The 17,383-nt window shown below is 69.6% G+C and carries 17 protein-coding genes; 15 read left to right on the top strand and 2 right to left on the bottom strand.

Translation table 11 applies throughout. The annotated features are described in order from the left end of the window. Positions 1-45: 45 nt before the first annotated feature. Entirely contained in the window at positions 46-1,320 is a 1,275-nt protein-coding gene (locus ABD709_RS07940; RefSeq protein ID WP_344774079.1) for an aspartate aminotransferase type Ic, read from the bottom strand. Then, entirely contained in the window at positions 1,317-1,970 is a 654-nt protein-coding gene (locus ABD709_RS07935) for a TetR/AcrR family transcriptional regulator (RefSeq protein WP_344774077.1), read from the bottom strand. Before ABD709_RS07935 ends, ABD709_RS07940 begins: the two co-directional genes overlap by 4 nt. A 59-nt stretch (positions 1,971-2,029) precedes the next feature. Between ABD709_RS07935 and ABD709_RS07930 the strand changes: the two genes are divergently transcribed. From ABD709_RS07930 to ABD709_RS07860, 15 genes are all read left to right on the top strand, one after another. Beyond that, positions 2,030-3,736 (top strand): GMC family oxidoreductase, encoded by a 1,707-nt coding sequence (locus ABD709_RS07930; protein WP_344774075.1) that lies wholly within the window; start codon positions 2,030-2,032, stop codon positions 3,734-3,736. Further along, positions 3,733-4,275, top strand: a complete 543-nt coding sequence (locus ABD709_RS07925) for a DUF4334 domain-containing protein (protein ID WP_344774073.1) — start codon at positions 3,733-3,735, stop codon at positions 4,273-4,275. The genes ABD709_RS07930 and ABD709_RS07925 overlap by 4 nt, the downstream gene beginning before the upstream one ends. A 229-nt stretch (positions 4,276-4,504) precedes the next feature. Continuing rightward, entirely contained in the window at positions 4,505-5,158 is a 654-nt protein-coding gene (rplJ, locus tag ABD709_RS07920; RefSeq protein ID WP_344774071.1) for a 50S ribosomal protein L10, read from the top strand. Between the two features lie 72 nt (positions 5,159-5,230). After that, positions 5,231-5,629 (top strand): 50S ribosomal protein L7/L12, encoded by a 399-nt coding sequence (gene rplL / locus ABD709_RS07915; protein WP_344774069.1) that lies wholly within the window; start codon positions 5,231-5,233, stop codon positions 5,627-5,629. A gap of 254 nt (positions 5,630-5,883) precedes the next feature. Beyond that, positions 5,884-6,828 carry an ABC transporter ATP-binding protein gene (locus ABD709_RS07910; RefSeq protein ID WP_344774067.1) on the top strand — a complete coding sequence of 315 codons (945 nt, stop codon included), beginning with the start codon at positions 5,884-5,886 and terminating at the stop codon, positions 6,826-6,828. 14 nt (positions 6,829-6,842) lie between these two features. Continuing rightward, positions 6,843-7,628 carry an MlaE family ABC transporter permease gene (locus tag ABD709_RS07905; RefSeq protein WP_344774065.1) on the top strand — a complete coding sequence of 262 codons (786 nt, stop codon included), beginning with the start codon at positions 6,843-6,845 and terminating at the stop codon, positions 7,626-7,628. 5 nt (positions 7,629-7,633) lie between these two features. Next, positions 7,634-8,461, top strand: a complete 828-nt coding sequence (locus ABD709_RS07900) for an MlaE family ABC transporter permease (protein WP_344774063.1) — start codon at positions 7,634-7,636, stop codon at positions 8,459-8,461. A 7-nt stretch (positions 8,462-8,468) separates the two neighbouring features. Continuing rightward, positions 8,469-9,728, top strand: coding sequence for an MCE family protein (locus ABD709_RS07895; RefSeq protein ID WP_344774061.1), 1,260 nt, complete (start codon positions 8,469-8,471; stop codon positions 9,726-9,728). Continuing rightward, positions 9,728-10,774 carry an MCE family protein gene (locus ABD709_RS07890; RefSeq protein ID WP_344774059.1) on the top strand — a complete coding sequence of 349 codons (1,047 nt, stop codon included), beginning with the start codon at positions 9,728-9,730 and terminating at the stop codon, positions 10,772-10,774. The genes ABD709_RS07895 and ABD709_RS07890 overlap by 1 nt, the downstream gene beginning before the upstream one ends. Continuing rightward, complete coding sequence (locus ABD709_RS07885; RefSeq protein WP_344774057.1) at positions 10,771-11,748, top strand: MCE family protein; 978 nt, start codon at positions 10,771-10,773, stop codon at positions 11,746-11,748. Before ABD709_RS07890 ends, ABD709_RS07885 begins: the two co-directional genes overlap by 4 nt. Then, a complete protein-coding gene (locus tag ABD709_RS07880) occupies positions 11,745-12,881 on the top strand; it encodes an MCE family protein (protein ID WP_344774055.1) in 1,137 nt (378 codons plus the stop codon). Before ABD709_RS07885 ends, ABD709_RS07880 begins: the two co-directional genes overlap by 4 nt. Next, positions 12,878-14,311 (top strand): MCE family protein, encoded by a 1,434-nt coding sequence (locus tag ABD709_RS07875; RefSeq protein WP_344774053.1) that lies wholly within the window; start codon positions 12,878-12,880, stop codon positions 14,309-14,311. Before ABD709_RS07880 ends, ABD709_RS07875 begins: the two co-directional genes overlap by 4 nt. After that, on the top strand, positions 14,308-15,609 hold the full coding sequence (locus ABD709_RS07870) for an MlaD family protein (protein ID WP_344774051.1): 1,302 nt from the start codon (positions 14,308-14,310) through the stop codon (positions 15,607-15,609). Before ABD709_RS07875 ends, ABD709_RS07870 begins: the two co-directional genes overlap by 4 nt. After that, entirely contained in the window at positions 15,606-16,358 is a 753-nt protein-coding gene (locus ABD709_RS07865) for a hypothetical protein (protein ID WP_344774049.1), read from the top strand. Before ABD709_RS07870 ends, ABD709_RS07865 begins: the two co-directional genes overlap by 4 nt. Further along, complete coding sequence (locus ABD709_RS07860; protein ID WP_344774047.1) at positions 16,355-17,236, top strand: J domain-containing protein; 882 nt, start codon at positions 16,355-16,357, stop codon at positions 17,234-17,236. Before ABD709_RS07865 ends, ABD709_RS07860 begins: the two co-directional genes overlap by 4 nt. Positions 17,237-17,383 lie beyond the last annotated feature (147 nt).

Raw genomic sequence — 17,383 nt, 5'->3', positions numbered from 1 at the left:
CACCGACCGGTGGGCGCTTGTCACATTTGAACCGGTCGGAGACCCCTACTCGGCCAGCTTCTCGGCGGCGGCGAGCTCGGCGCAGAGGGCGACGCCGGCCATGGCGGCCTCGACGTCGGCGAGGGCGGGGAAGGTAGGGGCGAGGCGGATGTTGCGGTCGTGGGGGTCGTTGCCGTGCGGGAAGGCCGAGCCGGCGGGGGTCAGGGCGATGCCTGCCTCCTTGGCGAGCTGGATCACCCGCGAGGCAGTGCCGTCGAGGACGTCGAGGTTCACGAAGTAGCCACCGGTCGGCTTGCTCCACGTCGCGATGCCGAGACCGCCGAGCCGGGACTCGAGCGCGTCGTCGACGGCCTCGAACTTCGGGGCGATCAGGTCGCGGTGCTTGCGCATGTGGGCCCGTACGCCGTCCGCGTCGCCGAAGAACTCGACGTGGCGGAGCTGGTTGATCTTGTCCGGCCCGATCGAGGCGTAGCCGAGCCGCTGGAGGTACCAGGCCCGGTTCTCGGCCGAGGCGGCGAGCGCCGCGACGCCCGCGCCGGCGAACGTGATCTTCGAGGTCGAGGCGAACACGATCGGCCGGTTCGGGTGGCCGGACGCGGCGGCGAGGCCGAGGGCGTCCGCGCTCTTCGTCTCCGTGTCGGTGAGGTGGTGCACGGCGTACGCGTTGTCCCAGAGGATCCGGAAGTCCGGCGCCGCCGTCGGCATCGCGATCAGCTCGGCGGCGACCTCGGCCGAGCACACCGCGCCGGTCGGGTTGGCGTAGGTCGGCACCAGCCAGAGGCCCTTGACGGCCGGGTCGTCGGCGACCAGCGCGCGGACCGCCTGCACGTCCGGGCCGTCGTCGTTCATCGGGACGGTCACCATCTCGATGCCGAGCTCGGCGAGCATCGTGAAGTGGCGGTCGTAGCCCGGCACCGGGCAGACGAACTTCACGACCGGCTCCTGGCTCCACGGGCGCGGCGAGTCCGGGCCGCCCTTGAGCAGCATCCAGGTGACGACCTGGTACATCATCGTGAGGCTGGAGTTGCCGCCGACGACGATCGCGGAGGCGTCCAGGCCGAGCAGGTCGGCGAAGATCTCGCGGAGCTCGGGGAGCCCGTCGAGGCCGCCGTAGTTGCGCACGTCCGTGCCGGCCGCGTCCTGGTGCCCGGTCGGCAGCCGGAGCAGGCCCTCGGACAGGTCGAGCTGGTCGGCCCCCGGCTTGCCCCGGGTGAGATCGAGCTTGAGCCCCTTCGCCTGCAGCTCTTCGTACTCCGCCCGCAGTGCGGTGAGGCGCTCGGCGAGCTGGTCGGGGGACAGGTCGGTCAGGGGCGTGGTCACGGGCCAATCGTGCCAGGACCGTCGAGCAGCTCGACAGCTGGCAGCAGCCCGGCGAGTACGGCGAGCGCGCGCTTCCAGCGCGCCAGCACCGCGTCCCGCGCGCCGCCGTCCGGCGCCAGCATCGTCGCGAGGGAGAGCCCCGTGAGGAGGTCGACGGTGAACTCCACGAGCGTGTCGACCCGCGGGTCGGAGGTGTAGGGCTCGCCGAGCGTCCCGGCGTACAGCTCGCGCATCGAGGCGAAGAGCCGCTTCTCCTCCGGGACCAGCGCGGCCCGAAGGTCGGCGTCCGTGCGCGCGGCGACCCAGAGCTCGAGGGCGGCGAAGAACACCGGGCTGGTCAGGTCGCGCCACACCAGGTCGACGACGGCCTGCATCTTCCCGGGACCGTCCTCGACGAGGGCCGCCTCTGCGCGGAACCGCTCGATGCGGGAGTCGACCAGGTGCGAGATCGCGCCGACGAGGAGCGCCGCCCGGGTGGGGAAGTGGTGCTGGATGGTCCCGCGGGCCAGGCCGGCCCGCTCCTGCACCTCCGAGATCGTCGTCGCGGCGTAGCCCCGCTCCAGCAGGCACTCCGCCGTCGAGCCGAGGATCCGGGCGCGGGTCGTCGCGCGCCGCTCGGCCTGGGTGCGGCGGGATCTCGGCACGGGCATGCAAATACCGTACACTCTGACGGTATCTGGTCCGGTGCCCGACGATGAGGTGGTGTCCCATGGCGCGCGAGAGCGGCTACGACTACGACGTGCTGGTGATCGGCTCGGGCTTCGGCGGCAGCGTCTCGGCGCTGCGGCTCACCGAGAAGGGCTACCGGGTCGGCGTCCTGGAGTCCGGCCGGCGCTGGGACGCCGGTGACCTGCCGAGGACCAACTGGAACCTGCGGAAATCGATCTGGGCGCCGCGGCTCGGCATGACCGGTCCGCAGCGGATCAGCGTGCTCGGCAAGTGCCTGGTCTTCAGCGGGTCCGGCGTGGGCGGCGGGTCGCTGATCTACGGCAACACGCTCTACGAGCCGCTGCCGGCGTTCTACACCGACCGCGCCTGGGCGCACATCACCGACTGGCGCAGCGAGCTGGCGCCCTACTACGACCAGGCCAAGCGGATGCTCGGGGTCGAGACCAACCCGCGGGTCGGCCCCAAGGACGAGGTGCTGCTCGAGATCGCGACCGACCTCGGCGTCGCCGACACCTTCCACCGCACCGACGTCGGCGTCTTCTTCAACGAGGGTCAGGAGGGCGTCGAGGTCGAGGACCCCTACTTCGGCGGCCAGGGCCCGCGGCGACGCGGCTGCATCCACTGCTCGGAGTGCATGACCGGGTGCAAGCACAACGCCAAGAACACGACGACCACCAACTACCTCTACCTCGCCGAGCGCAACGGCGCGGACGTGTACCCGCTCACGACGGTGACGTCCGTGGCGCCGGACGGCCGGGGCGGCTACGTCGTGGAGACGGAGCGGTCCAACGGCCGGCTGCGCAGGGGACGGCGTACGTTCCGGGCGCAGCAGGTCGTCTTCGCGGCCGCCGCGCTCGGCACCCAGAAGCTGCTGCACAAGATGCGCGAGGAGGGGACTCTCCCTGCGCTCTCGCCGCGGCTCGGCGAGCTCACCCGCAGCAACTCCGAGGCGATCATCGGCGTCACCGCCAAGGACCGCTACGACCTCTCGCAGGGGGTGGCGATCAGCTCGTCGATCCACCCCGAGCCGGAGACCCACGTGGAGGTGGTCGGCTACGGCAAGGGCCACAACGCGATGTTCCTGCAGACGACGCCGATGGTCGACGGCGGCGCGTTCCGTGCCCTCCGGCTGCTGCTCACCTGCCTGCTCCACCCGGTGCGGTTCCTCCGGTCCCAGAACCCGCACCGTGCCTCGGAGAAGTCGGTGATCCTGCTGGTGATGCAGTCGCTCGACAACTCGCTCACCTCCTACCTCAGGCGCGGGCGGCTGGTGACCAGGCAGGGCTCGGGGGAGCCCAACCCCTCCTGGATCCCCCTGGCCCACGACATCGCCCGGCGGTGGGAGAAGAAGGTGGACGGGGTTGCCGGTGGCGTGTTCACCGACGCGCTCAACATCCCGGCCACCGCCCACTACATCGGCGGCTGCACGATCGGCGAGACGCCGGAGACGGGCGTCGTCGACCCCTACCAGCGGGTGCACGGTCATCCCGGGCTGCACGTCGCCGACGGGAGCGCGATCACCGCGAACCTCGGGGTGAACCCCTCGTTGACGATCACCGCCCAGGCCGAGCGGGCGATGGCCTTCTGGCCGAACAAGGGGGAGCCCGACCCGCGCCCCGAGCCCGGGTCGGCGTACCGCCGGATCGCCCCGGTCGCCCCGCACCGACCGGTCGTGCCCGCGACGGCGCCGGGCGCCCTGCGGCTGCCGCCCCCGCCCGTCCCCGCGACGGCAGGGGAGGCCTCGTGACCACCGCGGTGGGCGACCGGCTGGCCGCTCTCGAGCCGGCCTGCTCGCTCGACGAGGCGCTGGCGCTGTACGACGAGCTGCCCGGCCTCGCCCCCGCCGAGATCCGGGGGACCTGGCGCGGCCGGGAGCTGCGCACCGGCCACCCCATGGACGGGCTGCTCGAGGCGACCGGGTGGTACGGCAAGCGGTTCGACGACGACGACGCGGTGCACCCGCTGCTCTTCTCGACCTCGTCCGGCGACGTGGTGTCCGTGGACCCGCGGAAGGTGCCGATGGGTATCGCGGGCAGGGTGCCGCCGACGCTGGTCGCCCGGAGCCGGTTCGCCGTCGACCTGCTCCGGCCCGCGCTGCGCACCAAGAAGCCCCGCGCGCGGCTGCGGGAGGTCCGCCACCGCGGCGTCGTGACGGCGGCGATGGTCTATGACCACCTGCCGATCATCGACGTGTTCCGTCGCGTCGACGAGGACACCCTGCTCGGCCTCATGGACCTACGGGCCTACCCGCAGCCCTATCTCTTCGTGCTCGCCCGCGATTTGTGAGCCCGTACCGGCCGCGCGTACAGTTCCTGCTCGTAACCAGAGACCGCCGGTCGTGCGGACTATCCAGTCCGTTCCGAAGGTCCCACCGAAGGTGGGCGGCCCGCGCAGGTGAGCAGAGCAGAACAGCCCGGTCCGCCCGGATGTCCACGCCCTGAGCGCCTGCGCTCGGGGCGTTCGTCTTTCTCCGGGGCCGGTCCGCCGGAGGTCTCGACATTCCGGAAGGAGACCCATGGCGCGGGCAGACAAGCAGGCCGCCGTCGCGGAGATCGCTGAGTCCTTCAGCGAGTCCGCAGGTGCTGTGCTGACCGAGTACCGCGGTCTCACCGTGAAGGAGCTGCAGGACCTCCGCCGCTCCCTCGGTGCGAACGCCAACTACGCCGTGGTCAAGAACACGCTGGCCAAGATCGCCGCCAAGGAGGCGGGGATCGAAGGCTTCGAGGACCTGCTCACCGGTCCGACCGCGATCGCCTTCATCAAGGGCGACGTCGTCGAGGCGGCGAAGGGTCTGCGTGACTTTGCCAAGGCCAACCCCACCCTGGTCATCAAGGGTGGAGTTCTGGACGGCAAGGCCCTCGAGCCGGCCGAGATCGCCAAGCTGGCCGATCTCGAGTCGCGCGAGGTGCTCCTGGGCAAGCTGGCGGGCGCGATGCTCGCCTCGCTGAGCCAGGCCGTCTACCTCCTCAACGCCCCGCTCGCCCAGGCTGCCCGGCTCGCCGGCGCCCTGGAGGCCAAGGCGCAGGAGGACCCCTCGATCCTCGCAGGTGGTGCTGGTACGCCGGCCGCCGCCGAGGAGCCGGCCGCCGAGGTCGCGGAGGAGCCCGCCGTCGAGGCGGAGTCCACCGAGACCTCCGACACCGTCGAGGCCGACACCACCGAGGCCTAGGCACTAGGCCGACGTACACCACCTGAAACCCGGCCCGGCCTTCCCGGCGGGCCAACCAGAAAGGAAGCCATCATGGCGAAGCTCAGCACCGACGAGCTGCTCGACGCGTTCAAGGAGATGACGCTGATCGAGCTGTCGGAGTTCGTGAAGCAGTTCGAGGAGACCTTCGGCGTGACCGCCGCGGCTCCGGTCGCGGTTGCCGCCGCGCCGGCCGCCGGTGGTGCCGCTGGCGGCGAGGCCGCCGGCGACGCCGGTGCCCAGGACGAGTTCGACGTGGTCCTCGAGGCCGCTGGTGACAAGAAGATCAACGTCATCAAGGAGGTCCGTGCGCTGACCTCCCTCGGTCTCAAGGAGGCCAAGGACCTCGTCGAGGGCGCCCCGAAGCCCGTCCTCGAGAAGGTCAACAAGGAGGCCGCGGACAAGGCCAAGGAGGCCCTCGAGGCCGCCGGCGCCACCGTCACCCTCAAGTGACCTGCTGACACCTCAGCACGCTCCGCCCGAGGGCGGGTTCCCCGACGGGGGACCCGCCCTCGGTCTGTTTTTCCCCGCCGAGCCGGGGGCGCCGTCTCGGGTTTCGGGGCGAGGTGACGTGTGACACCGTTAGCGCGTAACCTGCCCCCGGCGCCCCCGTTGTTACTCACGAGACACGTGAGCGCCGTCACGCGTAGTCCACGAGTCCGACCACGAGGGTCAGTAGTGGTCCGTTCGGCAACGAGGGAGTTCACATGGGTGTTGAGATCGCGGTCGAAAACCTCACGAAGTCGTTCGGCAAGCAGCTGATCTGGAAGGACGTCACCCTGACGGTCCCTGCCGGCGAGATCTGCGTGATGCTCGGCCCGTCCGGCACCGGCAAGTCGGTCTTCCTCAAGGCCCTCATCGGCCTGCTCAAGCCCGACTACGGCTCGATCGTGATCGAGGGCACCGACATCGCCACCTGCTCGGAGAAGGACCTCTACGAGATCCGCAAGCTGTTCGGCGTGCTGTTCCAGGACGGCGCGATGTTCGGCTCGATGAACCTCTACGACAACGTCGCCTTCCCGCTGCGCGAGCACACCAAGAAGAGCGAGTCCGAGATCCGTGACATCGTCATGGAGAAGATGGACCTCGTCGGTCTGCTCGGCGCCGAGGACAAGCTGCCCGGCGAGATCTCCGGCGGTATGCGCAAGCGCGCCGGCCTGGCCCGCGCCCTCGTGCTCGACCCCGAGATCGTCCTCTTCGACGAGCCGGACTCGGGCCTCGACCCGGTCCGTACGTCGTTCCTCAACCAGCTGATCGTCGACCTCAACGCCCAGATCGACGCGACGTTCCTGATCGTGACCCACGACATCAACACCGCGCGCACGGTCCCGGACAACATCGGGCTGCTCTACCACAAGCACCTCGCGATGTTCGGCCACCGCGAGATGCTGCTGACCTCGGAGGAGCCGGTCGTCCGGCAGTTCCTGAACGCCCAGCGCGTCGGGCCGATCGGCATGTCCGAGGAGAAGGACGCCACCGAGCTCGAGGCCGAGAAGGACATGGACCTGCCGCCGCTGCCGCCTGTCATGCTGCAGCTCGAGCCGTCCAACGGCATCCCGCGCAAGAGCCAGCGCCCCCCGGGTGAGTACTGCCGGCTGCACGGCATCACGCCGCCACCCGGTTCGTTCACTCCCGAGGCTGCGCACGGCTGATCGAAAGGACTGCGGTGTCATCCTCCACGGCGGCCCGCGTCCTTTCTCCCATCGGGACCGCAGGCAATCTGTTCGCATTCGGTCTCGATGTAGGGCGCGGTCTCTTCAGACGTCCGTTCCAGCTGCGTGAGTTCATCCAGCAGGCCTGGTTCGTGGCGTCGGTCACGATCATCCCGACGGCACTCGTCGCGATCCCCTTCGGCGCGGTCATCGCGCTGCAGGTCGGCGGCCTGATCAAGCAGTTCGGCGCGCAGTCGTTCACGGGCTCGGCGTCGGTCCTCGCCGTCATCCAGCAGGCCGCGCCGATCGGCACCGCGCTGCTGATCGCCGGAGCGGGCGGGTCCGCGATCGCCGCGGACCTGGGCGCCCGGAAGATCCGCGAGGAGCTGGACGCGATGATGGTGCTGGGCATCGACCCGATCCAGCGCCTGGTCGTGCCCCGCGTGCTCGCCTGCATGCTCGTCGCGGTCTTCCTCAACGGCATGGTGAGCGTCGTCGGCGTCGCCGGCGGCTACGTGTTCAACGTGATCCTCCAGGACGGCACGCCCGGTGCCTACCTCGCGAGCTTCACCGCCCTCGCACAGCTGCCCGACGTCTGGGTCGGCATGATCAAGGCCCTCACGTTCGGCCTCATCGCCGCCATCGTCGCGTCCTACAAGGGCATGAACGCCAAGGGCGGCCCGAAGGGCGTCGGCGACGCGGTCAACGAGTCCGTCGTCATCACCTTCCTGCTGCTGTTCGTCGTGAACTTCGTCCTCAGCACGATCTACGTCCAGCTCATCCCACCGAAGACGGGCTGACGGCGATGGCAAGCGTGAAGGCGATCTACGAGAAGCCGCTGAAGGGTCTCGACACCCTCGGCGAGGAGCTCTCGTTCTACCTCGGCGTGCTCCGGGCGACCCCCCGCTCGGTCCGCCACTACCCCCGGGAGATCCTGCGGCTGCTCGCCGAGATCACCCTCGGCACGGGCGCGCTCGCCGTCATCGGCGGCACCGTCGGGGTCATCCTGGGCATGACGTTCTTCACCGGCGCCCAGGTCGGCCTCTCCGGGTACGCCGCCCTCGACCAGCTCGGGACTGCGTCCTTCGCGGGCTTCGTGTCGGCGTACTTCAACACGCGCGAGATCGCTCCGATCGTCTCGGGCATCGCGCTCGCGGCGACCGTCGGCTGCGGCTTCACCGCCCAGCTCGGTGCGATGCGGATCTCCGAGGAGGTCGACGCCCTCGAGGTGATGGCGATCCCCTCGATGCCGTTCCTCGTCGCGACCCGCGTCGTCGGCGGGCTGATCGCGATCATCCCGCTCTACGTCGTCGCGCTGCTGTCGTCCTACCTCGCCAGCCGGCTGGTGGTGCTGACCTTCTTCGGGCAGTCGGCCGGCACCTACGACCACTACTTCTGGACGTTCCTCCCACCCGGCGACGTGCTCTGGTCGTTCGGGAAGGTGCTCGTCTTCGCGGTGGCGGTGATCCTGATCCACTGCTACCACGGCTACACCGCCTCCGGCGGTCCGGCGGGTGTGGGCGTGGCTGTGGGCCGGGCGGTCCGGACCAGCATCGTCGTGGTCAACGTGATCGACCTGCTGCTGTCCATGGCCATCTGGGGCACCACCACGACGGTGAGGTTGGCCGGGTGATGGGACGATGAGGCTCGGGAACCACCATCGGGTGCTCGGCGCGGCGTTCGTCGCGCTCGTCGTGCTCTCCGTCTGGCTGACCTACGCGGTGTTCTCGCACAAGTTCTCCAAGTACGACGAGGTCACCCTCGACACCTCGACGATCGGGCTGCAGCTCCCCGAGCGCGCCGACGTCAAGGTGCGCGGCGTGATCGTGGGAGAGGTGCTCAAGGCCCAGGCGGACGGGGGGAACGGCGCCAAGCTCACGCTGGGGCTCTACCCGAACATGATCGACGACGTGCCCGCGAACGTGACGGGCTCGATCGTCCCCAAGACGCTCTTCGGCGAGAAGTACGTCTCCCTCGACATCCCCGACTCCGGGGCGCAGGGCACGATCGAGGCGGGCGCCACGATCACCCACACCGAGGTGAGCACGGAGGTCGAGCAGGTGCTCAACGACCTCTACCCGCTGCTGCGCACCGTGCGGCCCGCCGACCTCAACTCGACCCTGAACGCGCTGGCCACGGCGCTCGAGGGTCGTGGCGACCAGCTCGGCCAGAACCTCGAGACGGTCGACTCCTACCTCAAGCGGATCAACCCCGAGATCCCGGAGCTGGTGAGCGACCTGCGGCTGACCGCGAAGACGTCGGACATCTATGCCGACATCCTTCCGCAGGTCGCCGACATCCTCGACAACACGGTGAAGACCACCGGCACCCTCGAGGACAAGGAGAGCGTGCTCAACGCCGAGCTCAAGGACATCCGCGCGTTCTCCGACACCGCCCGCCAGTTCCTCGAGGTCAACGGCGACCGGCTCGTGCGGTTCGGCCAGATCAGCACCCAGGTGCTCGCCGTCCTCTCCCGGTACTCCCCGGAGATCCCCTGCCTCGCCAAGGGCCTGGTCAACTTCGAGCCGCGTGCGGCCCAGGCGTTCCGCGGTTACGAGCTGCACATCATCCTCGAGACCCTGCCGACCCAGCCGCGTCCCTACAACATCAACGACCTGCCCCGCTTCGCCGAGGACCGCGGCCCGTCCTGCTGGAACCTGCCCAACCCGCCGTGGAACCAGGCACACCCGCTGCAGAACGTGCCCAACTACAACGACGGTGTCGACGAGCCGCTCGGCACCGGCATCGAGCGTCCCGCGCCCGGGCTCGGCTACGACGGCTCGCCCGAGGACGTGAAGGTGCTGCGCAAGATGATGGTGGGCCGCTACGGCGCCGGCACCGACTCCGGGCTCGGGGTGCTCCTCGCGGGTCCCACCGTCGCCGACGGGGGTGACCGCTGATGGCGCGCCTGCTCGACTCCAAGACCAGCGGCGACCTGCTCCGGTTGCTCGCGTTCATGGTCGTCACCGCCGTCGCCACCAGCCTGCTAGTGGTCACCATCGGCAACATCTCCTTCGGAGGCTCGGAGACCTACAAGGCCGTCTTCACCGACGCGACCGGGGTGCTGAAGGGCGACGACGTCCGCATCGCCGGCGTCAAGGTCGGCACCGTGAAGGACGTCGAGGTCGTGCAGGGAGACTCCAGCGACGACACCAACGCCATGGTGACCTTCACCGTCAAGAGCGACACCGTCGTGGACGCCGGCACGCACGCGACGATCCGCTACCGCAACCTCCTGGGCCAGCGCTACGTCTCGCTCACCCACGAGGGTGCCGACGGCGACCTGAAGGACGACACGATCCCGGTGAGCCAGACCAAGCCCGCGCTGGACCTCTCCGTCCTGTTCAACGGGTTCAAGCCGCTCTTCCAGGCGCTCTCGCCTGACGACGTCAACAAGCTCTCCTACGAGATCGTCCAGGTGTTCCAGGGCGAGGGCGGCACGCTCGAGGACCTGCTGCGCAGCACCGCATCGGTCACCCAGACCCTCGCGGACCGCAACCAGGTGATCGGGAGCCTGCTCGACAACCTCGACTACGTCCTGGACCACGTCGCCGACCGCGACAAGCAGCTCACCTCGCTGATCGACAGCTTCCGCAACCTGGTGGGCGGCCTGAAGCAGGACCGCCAGGCGATCCTCGACTCGCTGAACGGGATCTCCCACCTGGCCGTGCAGACGGCCGGTCTGGTCGACGACATCCGCGACCCGTTCGTCTCCGACATCCACCAGCTGCGCACGTTCAGCGAGAACCTCGACCGCGGCAAGGCCGAGATCGACCGCGCGCTCCAGGTGATGCCGATCAAGCTCAACAAGATGGGCCGCACGGCGACCTACGGCTCCTGGTTCAACTTCTACCTCTGCGACTTCAAGGCAACGGTGCGGTACGGCGACAACGTGCTCCTCAGCCCGAACTACAGCGTCGGCGCGGACAGGTGCTCGCTGCCATGAAGCCCTTCCGCGAACGCAACCCCGTGATGGTCGGGGCGATCAGCATCGCCGTCCTGGTGCTGCTGGTCGTCGCCGCCCTGCGCGCCAACGACCTGCCGCTCATCGGAGGCGGTGACACCTACTACGCCACCTTCGCCGAGGCCGGCGGGCTGAAGTCCGGCGACGAGGTGCGGATCGCCGGCGTCCGGGTCGGCGAGGTCGACTCGATCGAGCTCGACAACGGCTATGTCAAGGTCGGCTTCAAGATCAAGTCGGACGCTTCGTTCGGCGACCAGAGCGAGGCGCAGATCAAGGTCAAGACGATCCTCGGCGACGAGTACCTCGCCCTGGTGCCGAAGGGTGACGGGCAGCTCGCAGAGGGATCCACGATCCCCGTCGACCGGACCCAGTCGCCCTACGACGTGGTGAGCGCGTTCAGCGACCTCGCGAAGACCTCCGACAACATCGACACCGACCAGCTGGCGAACGCGTTGACCACGCTCGCCGACCTGACCCGCAGCACGCCGACCCAGTTCCGCAAGGCGCTGCAGGGAGTCTCGGCACTGTCCACGACGATCGCGGACAAGAACGAGCAGATCGGGTCGCTGCTCAAGGACCTGTCCCGGGTCTCCGACGTCCTCGACAGCCGCGACCAGGACATCGTCCAGCTGATGCGCGACTCGGACGTCCTGTTCAAGGCGCTGATCCAGCGCAAGGTCGCGATCCACAACATCCTCGTCGCGACCTCCGACCTCAGCACCCAGCTCACCGGACTCGTCCGCGACTCGCGCGCCGACCTCAAGCCGGCCCTGGACCACCTCCACAGCGTGCTCGACGTGCTCAACAAGAACGACGACAACATCGACGAGTCGCTCCGGGTGCTGGCGCCGTTCTACCGCTACTTCGCGAACGTCTTCGGCAACGGCCCGTGGTGGGACACCTACGTCTCCAACCTGCCGCCGATTGCCGGACCTGGGGGAGGGGTGACGCCGTGAGCGACACGATCCGCAAGTTCGCCCCGATCGCCGTGATCCTCATCCTGCTGGCCGGCGGGGTCGTCTGGGTGCTCAACAGCGGTAGCGGCTCCAAGACGCTGACCGCCTACTTCCCGAGGACCGTGTCGGTCTACGAGGGCAGCGACGTGCGCGTCCTCGGCGTGCCCGTCGGACAGGTCGACACCGTGGAGCCCGAGGGCACCAGGGTGAAGGTCACCATGCACTACGACAGCGACGTCGACCTGCCCGAGGGCGCCAAGGCCGTGATCATCTCGCCCTCGGTGGTGGGCGACCGCTACATCCAGGTCGCACCGGCCTTCAAGGACGGCGACAAGGCGCTGCCCGACAACTCCGTCCTCTCGACCGACCGGACGGCGGTCCCGCTCGAGCTGGACCAGATCTACGGCAGCATCGACAACCTGGCGACGGCGCTGGGGCCCAACGGCGCCAACAGCAAGGGCGCGCTGACCGACCTCCTCGAGCAGACCGCCCGCAACTTCGGCGGCCAGGGAGCGAAGTTCAAGCAGACCATCCAGAACTTCGGCGACCTGAGCCAGACGCTCGACGACAACAAGACGGCGCTGTTCTCCTCGGCGCGCAAGCTGCAGGAGTTCATCCACACCCTGGCGGTGAACGACACCACGGTGCGCGACTTCAACACGTCGCTGGGCAACGTGTCGCGCCTCCTCGACAGCGAGCGGCAGAACCTGACCGCCGCCCTGGGCAACCTCGGTGTCGCGCTCGACGAGGTCGGTGGCTTCGTCAAGGAGAACCGGGACGCGCTCACTGCGGACATCTCCGGGCTCGGCCGGGTGGCGCACATCATCGCCCAGCGGCGCAGCGAGCTCTCGGAGGTGCTGAGCGCCGGTCCGCTCGCGCTGAACAACCTCGCGCTGGCCTACGACCCGCAGGCCGGCACGCTGAACAGCAACGCCAACATCGGGAACCTGCTCAAGCAGAGCCCGTCGGAGCTGCTGTGCGCCCTGGTCTCGGCGAACGACCCCGGCGGCAAGCTGTGCGGCCTCTTCGACCACATCCTGCCCCGCACCGGCCCGTTCGCCGCCGGCTCCGGCTCGTGGAGCGACGCCGCCTACGACCCCAGTCTCAACGGCCTGGTGGAGGTGAAGCGATGACCCGCCCCCTGCGCCGTCTCCGGCTTCTCCTCGCCCTGCTGGCGGGCTCGATCGTGCTGACCGGTTGCGACTTCAGCGTCTACGACATGCCGCTGCCGGGTGGTGCCGACGTCGGGGACAACCCGATCCACGTGACCGTCGAGTTCCAGGACGTCCTCGACCTGGTGCCGCAGTCGGCGGTCAAGGTCAACGACATCAGCGTCGGCCGGGTGAGCTCGGTCGAGCTGAACCCCAAGGACTACACGGCGACCGTCGACATCGAGCTGCGCAACGACACCGACCTGCCCGACAACGCGATCGCGACCATCCGCCAGACCAGCCTGCTCGGCGAGAAGTTCGTCTCGCTGGCGCCGCCGCTGACCGGAGCCACGGGCGAGCTGGGTGACGGCGACACGATCCCGCTCGACCACACCGGCCGCAACCCGGAGGTCGAGGAGGTCCTGGGTGCGCTGAGCCTCGTCCTGAACGGTGGCGGCGTCGCCCAGCTGAAGACGATCACCACCGAGCTCAACAACGCGCTCGGAGGGCGGGAGGACGCGGCCCGCTCGGTCCTGACCCAGATCAAGTCCCTGATGTCGCAGCTGGACAGCCACAAGCAGGACATCGTCGACGCCATCGACTCGCTCAACCGGCTCTCCATCGAGGTCCGCCAGCAGCAGGGCAGCATCGACCAGGCGCTCGAGGAGCTGCCGAGCGCGCTCGACTCGATCGACCGGCAGCGGCACGACCTGGTGCGGATGCTCGACGGGCTCAACCGGCTCAGCGGCGTCGGCGTCCGGGTCATCCAGGCGACCCACGACTCCACGGTGACCTCGCTGCAGCAGCTGCAGCCGGTCCTCACGAACCTCAGCGCCGCCGGGCAGTCGTTCGTGAAGGCGTTCAACGTCTTCTACGCCTTCCCCTTCGTCGACGACGTCGTCGGCCGCGACCCCCAGGTCGCGCGCAACCTGCACATGGGCGACTACGTCAACCTGTCGATCAACCTCGACCTCGACATCAACAACCTCGGCCTGCCGGACCTCGCCTGCATCCCGATCAACATGCTCCCGGACAACACCTCGCTCGAGCACCTGCTCGACATCAAGGGCCTGTGCGCCGGGGTCACGAAGGTCCTGCAGAGCTGCTTGAAGACCCCGCCCGACCCCGCGGCATGCGCGAAGCTCCCGCAGTACCTCCTCAACGAGATCTGCGACGCCGTGCACCTGCCGCTGCTCTGCGGCAACGGCGGGCTCCTCGGTGGCGGCGGTGGCGGCGGCAACACCAGCAGCAACCCGATCACCGACCTGCTCGACCAGCTCGGCCTCGGGCTCGGCGGGCTCGGCCTGCCCAGGCCCGCACCCGGGGACGACCAGCCGCGCCCGGCCGACTACAGCAGCGGGGTGGGACTCTTCCTGTCGCAACCGCTGTCCGGTGAGGGGAGAGGCCGATGATCACCCGTCGCACTCGGATCCAGCTGATCGTCTTCGCGATCATCACGGTCGTCGGCGTCACCTACGTCGGGGCCCGCTATGCGCGGCTCGACCGGCTGATCATGGACCGCAGCTACACCGTGACCGCGCACTTCGCCGACTCCGGCGGCATCTTCGCCGGCGGCGAGGTCACCTACCGCGGCGTGCGCATCGGCACGGTCAAGGAGCTCGACCTGACCAAGGACAAGTCCGGCGTCGACGTCGTGCTCGACATCGACAACAAGTGGGACGAGATCCCGGCCGACACGCTCGCCGTCGTCGGCAACCGCTCCGCGGTCGGTGAGCAGTACGTCGAGCTGCAGCCCCAGGCCGACGACGGCCCGTACCTCGAGAACGGCTCGCAGATCGCGATGGCCGACACCGCGACGCCGATCTCGACCCAGAAGCTGCTCGGCGACATCGCCGACACCGTCTCGAGCGTCAACCGCAACGCGCTGCGCACCACGGTCAAAGAGCTCGGCAAGGCCTTCGCCGGCACCGGCGAGGACCTGCAGCGGATCATCGACACCGGCGACTCGTTCATCCGGACCGCCAACGACAACTTCGACGTCACCACGGCGCTGATCCGGGACAGCAACGTCGTGCTCCGCGGCCAGGTCGGCAGCGAGAGCGCGCTCCGCGCGTTCGCCCTGCACCTCTCCTCCTTCAGCAGCGCGCTGGCCGGAGCGGACAGCGACCTGCGCCGGGTCATCGACAGCGGCTCGTTCACGGCCAACCAGCTGCGCACGTTCCTGGAGCAGAACCAGGAGCCGCTCGGCAACCTGCTCGCCGACGTCACCTCGACCGGCCAGGTCGTGGTCGACCACCTGCCCGGCCTGGAGCTGGTGCTCGTCGCCTACCCGCTGCTGCTCGAGGGCTCCTACGGCGTCATCGACAACACCGCGGCGAGCGACGGCCTCTACGACGCCCACATCGGCCTGATCCTCACCACGACGCCGCCCTGCTACGCCGGTTACGTCAGCGCCCACCGCGGTGCCGAGCAGCGCGACGACCTGCCCCTCCCGACCGACGACCACTGCACGGAGCCGCCGACCAAGGGCAACCCCCGCGGTGCCCAGAACGCGCCCCAGCAGCGGCCCGCCCCGGGCGCGGCAGTGTCCAGCGCCCCGGTCTACGTCTCCTTCGACCCGCGCACCGGGAAGATCGCCTGGGAGCCGCGCTCGTCCCACCTTGGAGGTGCCGGTAGCGTTGCGCCGGCATCGCTCGGAAGGGACTCGTGGAAGTGGCTCTACCTCAATCCGCTGCTCGCGGGTCAGTGAGGGGTTCCCGGGTCCGGCTGATCCTGCTGTGCGCGGCGGCCGTGGTCGCTGTGATCTGCCTGGTGGCCGCCGGACTGGTGTTCTTCGGGAGGAGCGCCGGCGACGGGCTGGACCTCGGCGACCGGTACAGCTCGCTGCGTGACGACGAGGTCCCGGCCTCGGGCACCGAGACCGACCGCGAGGCGGCGATGTCGGCCGCACGGACGTTCGTCACCCGGTTCAACACCTACAGCCCCGACATGCTCGACGCCCAGAACCACCTGCCGGAGTACGAGGCCGTCAGCGACCTGATGACCTCCAAGTTCGCGACCGTCTTCGACAAGAACGTCAGGTACGCCGAGCTGACCGTGCAGAAGCTCGGCGTCACCCGGTCGGCGAAGGTCTTCGCGGTCGGGGTGGCGTCCGAGGACTCCGACTCCGCCGAGGTGCTCGTCGCGGGCACCGCCGAGCTCTCCTACCCCTACCCCGACCAGCTGGGCCAGCAGACCTCCGACGACAAGGGCTCCGGCGACTCCAAGGGCGCGCCGCAGGTGAGCTCCGGCCCGCAGCGGTTCCGCTACCAGGTCTCGCTGGTCAAGGTCGGCGGCAGGTGGCTGGTCGACGACCTCGACGACGTCGACGACGGCAAGCCGCCGTTCTCCCAGCCGGTGAACGGCCAGACGCCCGGCGCGACGCCGAGCGGGGCGCCGACGCCGTCCGGCGGATCCAAGAAGGGCAAGAAGTCCGACGGCGGAGGTGGGCAGCGGTGAGCCCGAACCTCTACGACCTGCTCGACGTCGACGAGTCGGCCTCGCGTGACGAGGTCCGTGCCGCCTGGCAGGCCGCGACCCGCGACCTGGACCCGACCGACCGCCGGTTCCGTGCCTACAACGATGCCGCCGCCGTGCTGCTCGACGACGAGAAGCGGGCGGCCTACGACGCCGAGCTGTCCGCGGCCCGAGCCGAGGACGGGCCGGAGGCCGTCGCGGAACCCGTGCCGGCCGCGGCCCCGACCGTGCCGGCCGCGGCCCCGACCGTGCCGGCGGCAGCTCCGGACGAGGACGCCGACCAGGACGACACGGGCAGCGACAGCAGCGGGCCGGCCGCGCCGGCGGGCGGGCCCTCCTGGGCCGTCGTGGCACCCGTGGTCGCGCTGGCGGTGCTCTCGGTCGCGCTGCTGCTCTGGATCTGGCTGCTCCCGGGCGGCCACTCCGACGAGTCGCCGCACGACCTGCAGCAGCAGGCCGACACGGCGGAGGAGGCCGGGAGGTCGGCCCAGCAGGCGGCGAGCGAGATGGTGCCCGTCGTGCTCGCCTACGACTACCGGACCTTCGACGACGACGAGGCCAAGGCGCGCGCCTACCTCACCGACGACTTCGCCGCCCAGCGCACCAAGCTGCTGGACGGGCTGAAGAAGGACGTCGTCAAGGGCAAGGTCACGGTGAGCGCGACGGCGTCGGAGACCGGGCTGACCCGGATCTCCGACGACGGGTCCAAGGCCCAGGTCGTGGTCTACGTCGACCAGGAGAGCCGGCACGGCGACAGCGCCCCTCAGCCGCTGCACATGTGGGCGACGTTCACGCTGGTGAAGGGCGACGACGGGGACTGGCTCCTGGACGGGATCTGCACCGACCAGGAGTGCACGTGAGCCTGCTCGCGGGCGTGGGTGCTTGACCTGAGCCGGTCCGCCGAGCATGATCGGCCGAGGAACATCGAGAAGGATGACGCCGCCGTTGAGTGGCGCCCGGGATTGGTGTATCGTGGCGCTTTGCGCCTGCCCTCAGATGCACACCCG

The organism is Nocardioides panacisoli, assembly GCF_039537325.1.
GTDB lineage: Bacteria > Actinomycetota > Actinomycetes > Propionibacteriales > Nocardioidaceae > Nocardioides > Nocardioides panacisoli.
The sequence above is the reverse complement of the archived record's forward strand: the minus strand, read 5'-3'. Positions and strand labels throughout refer to the sequence as shown.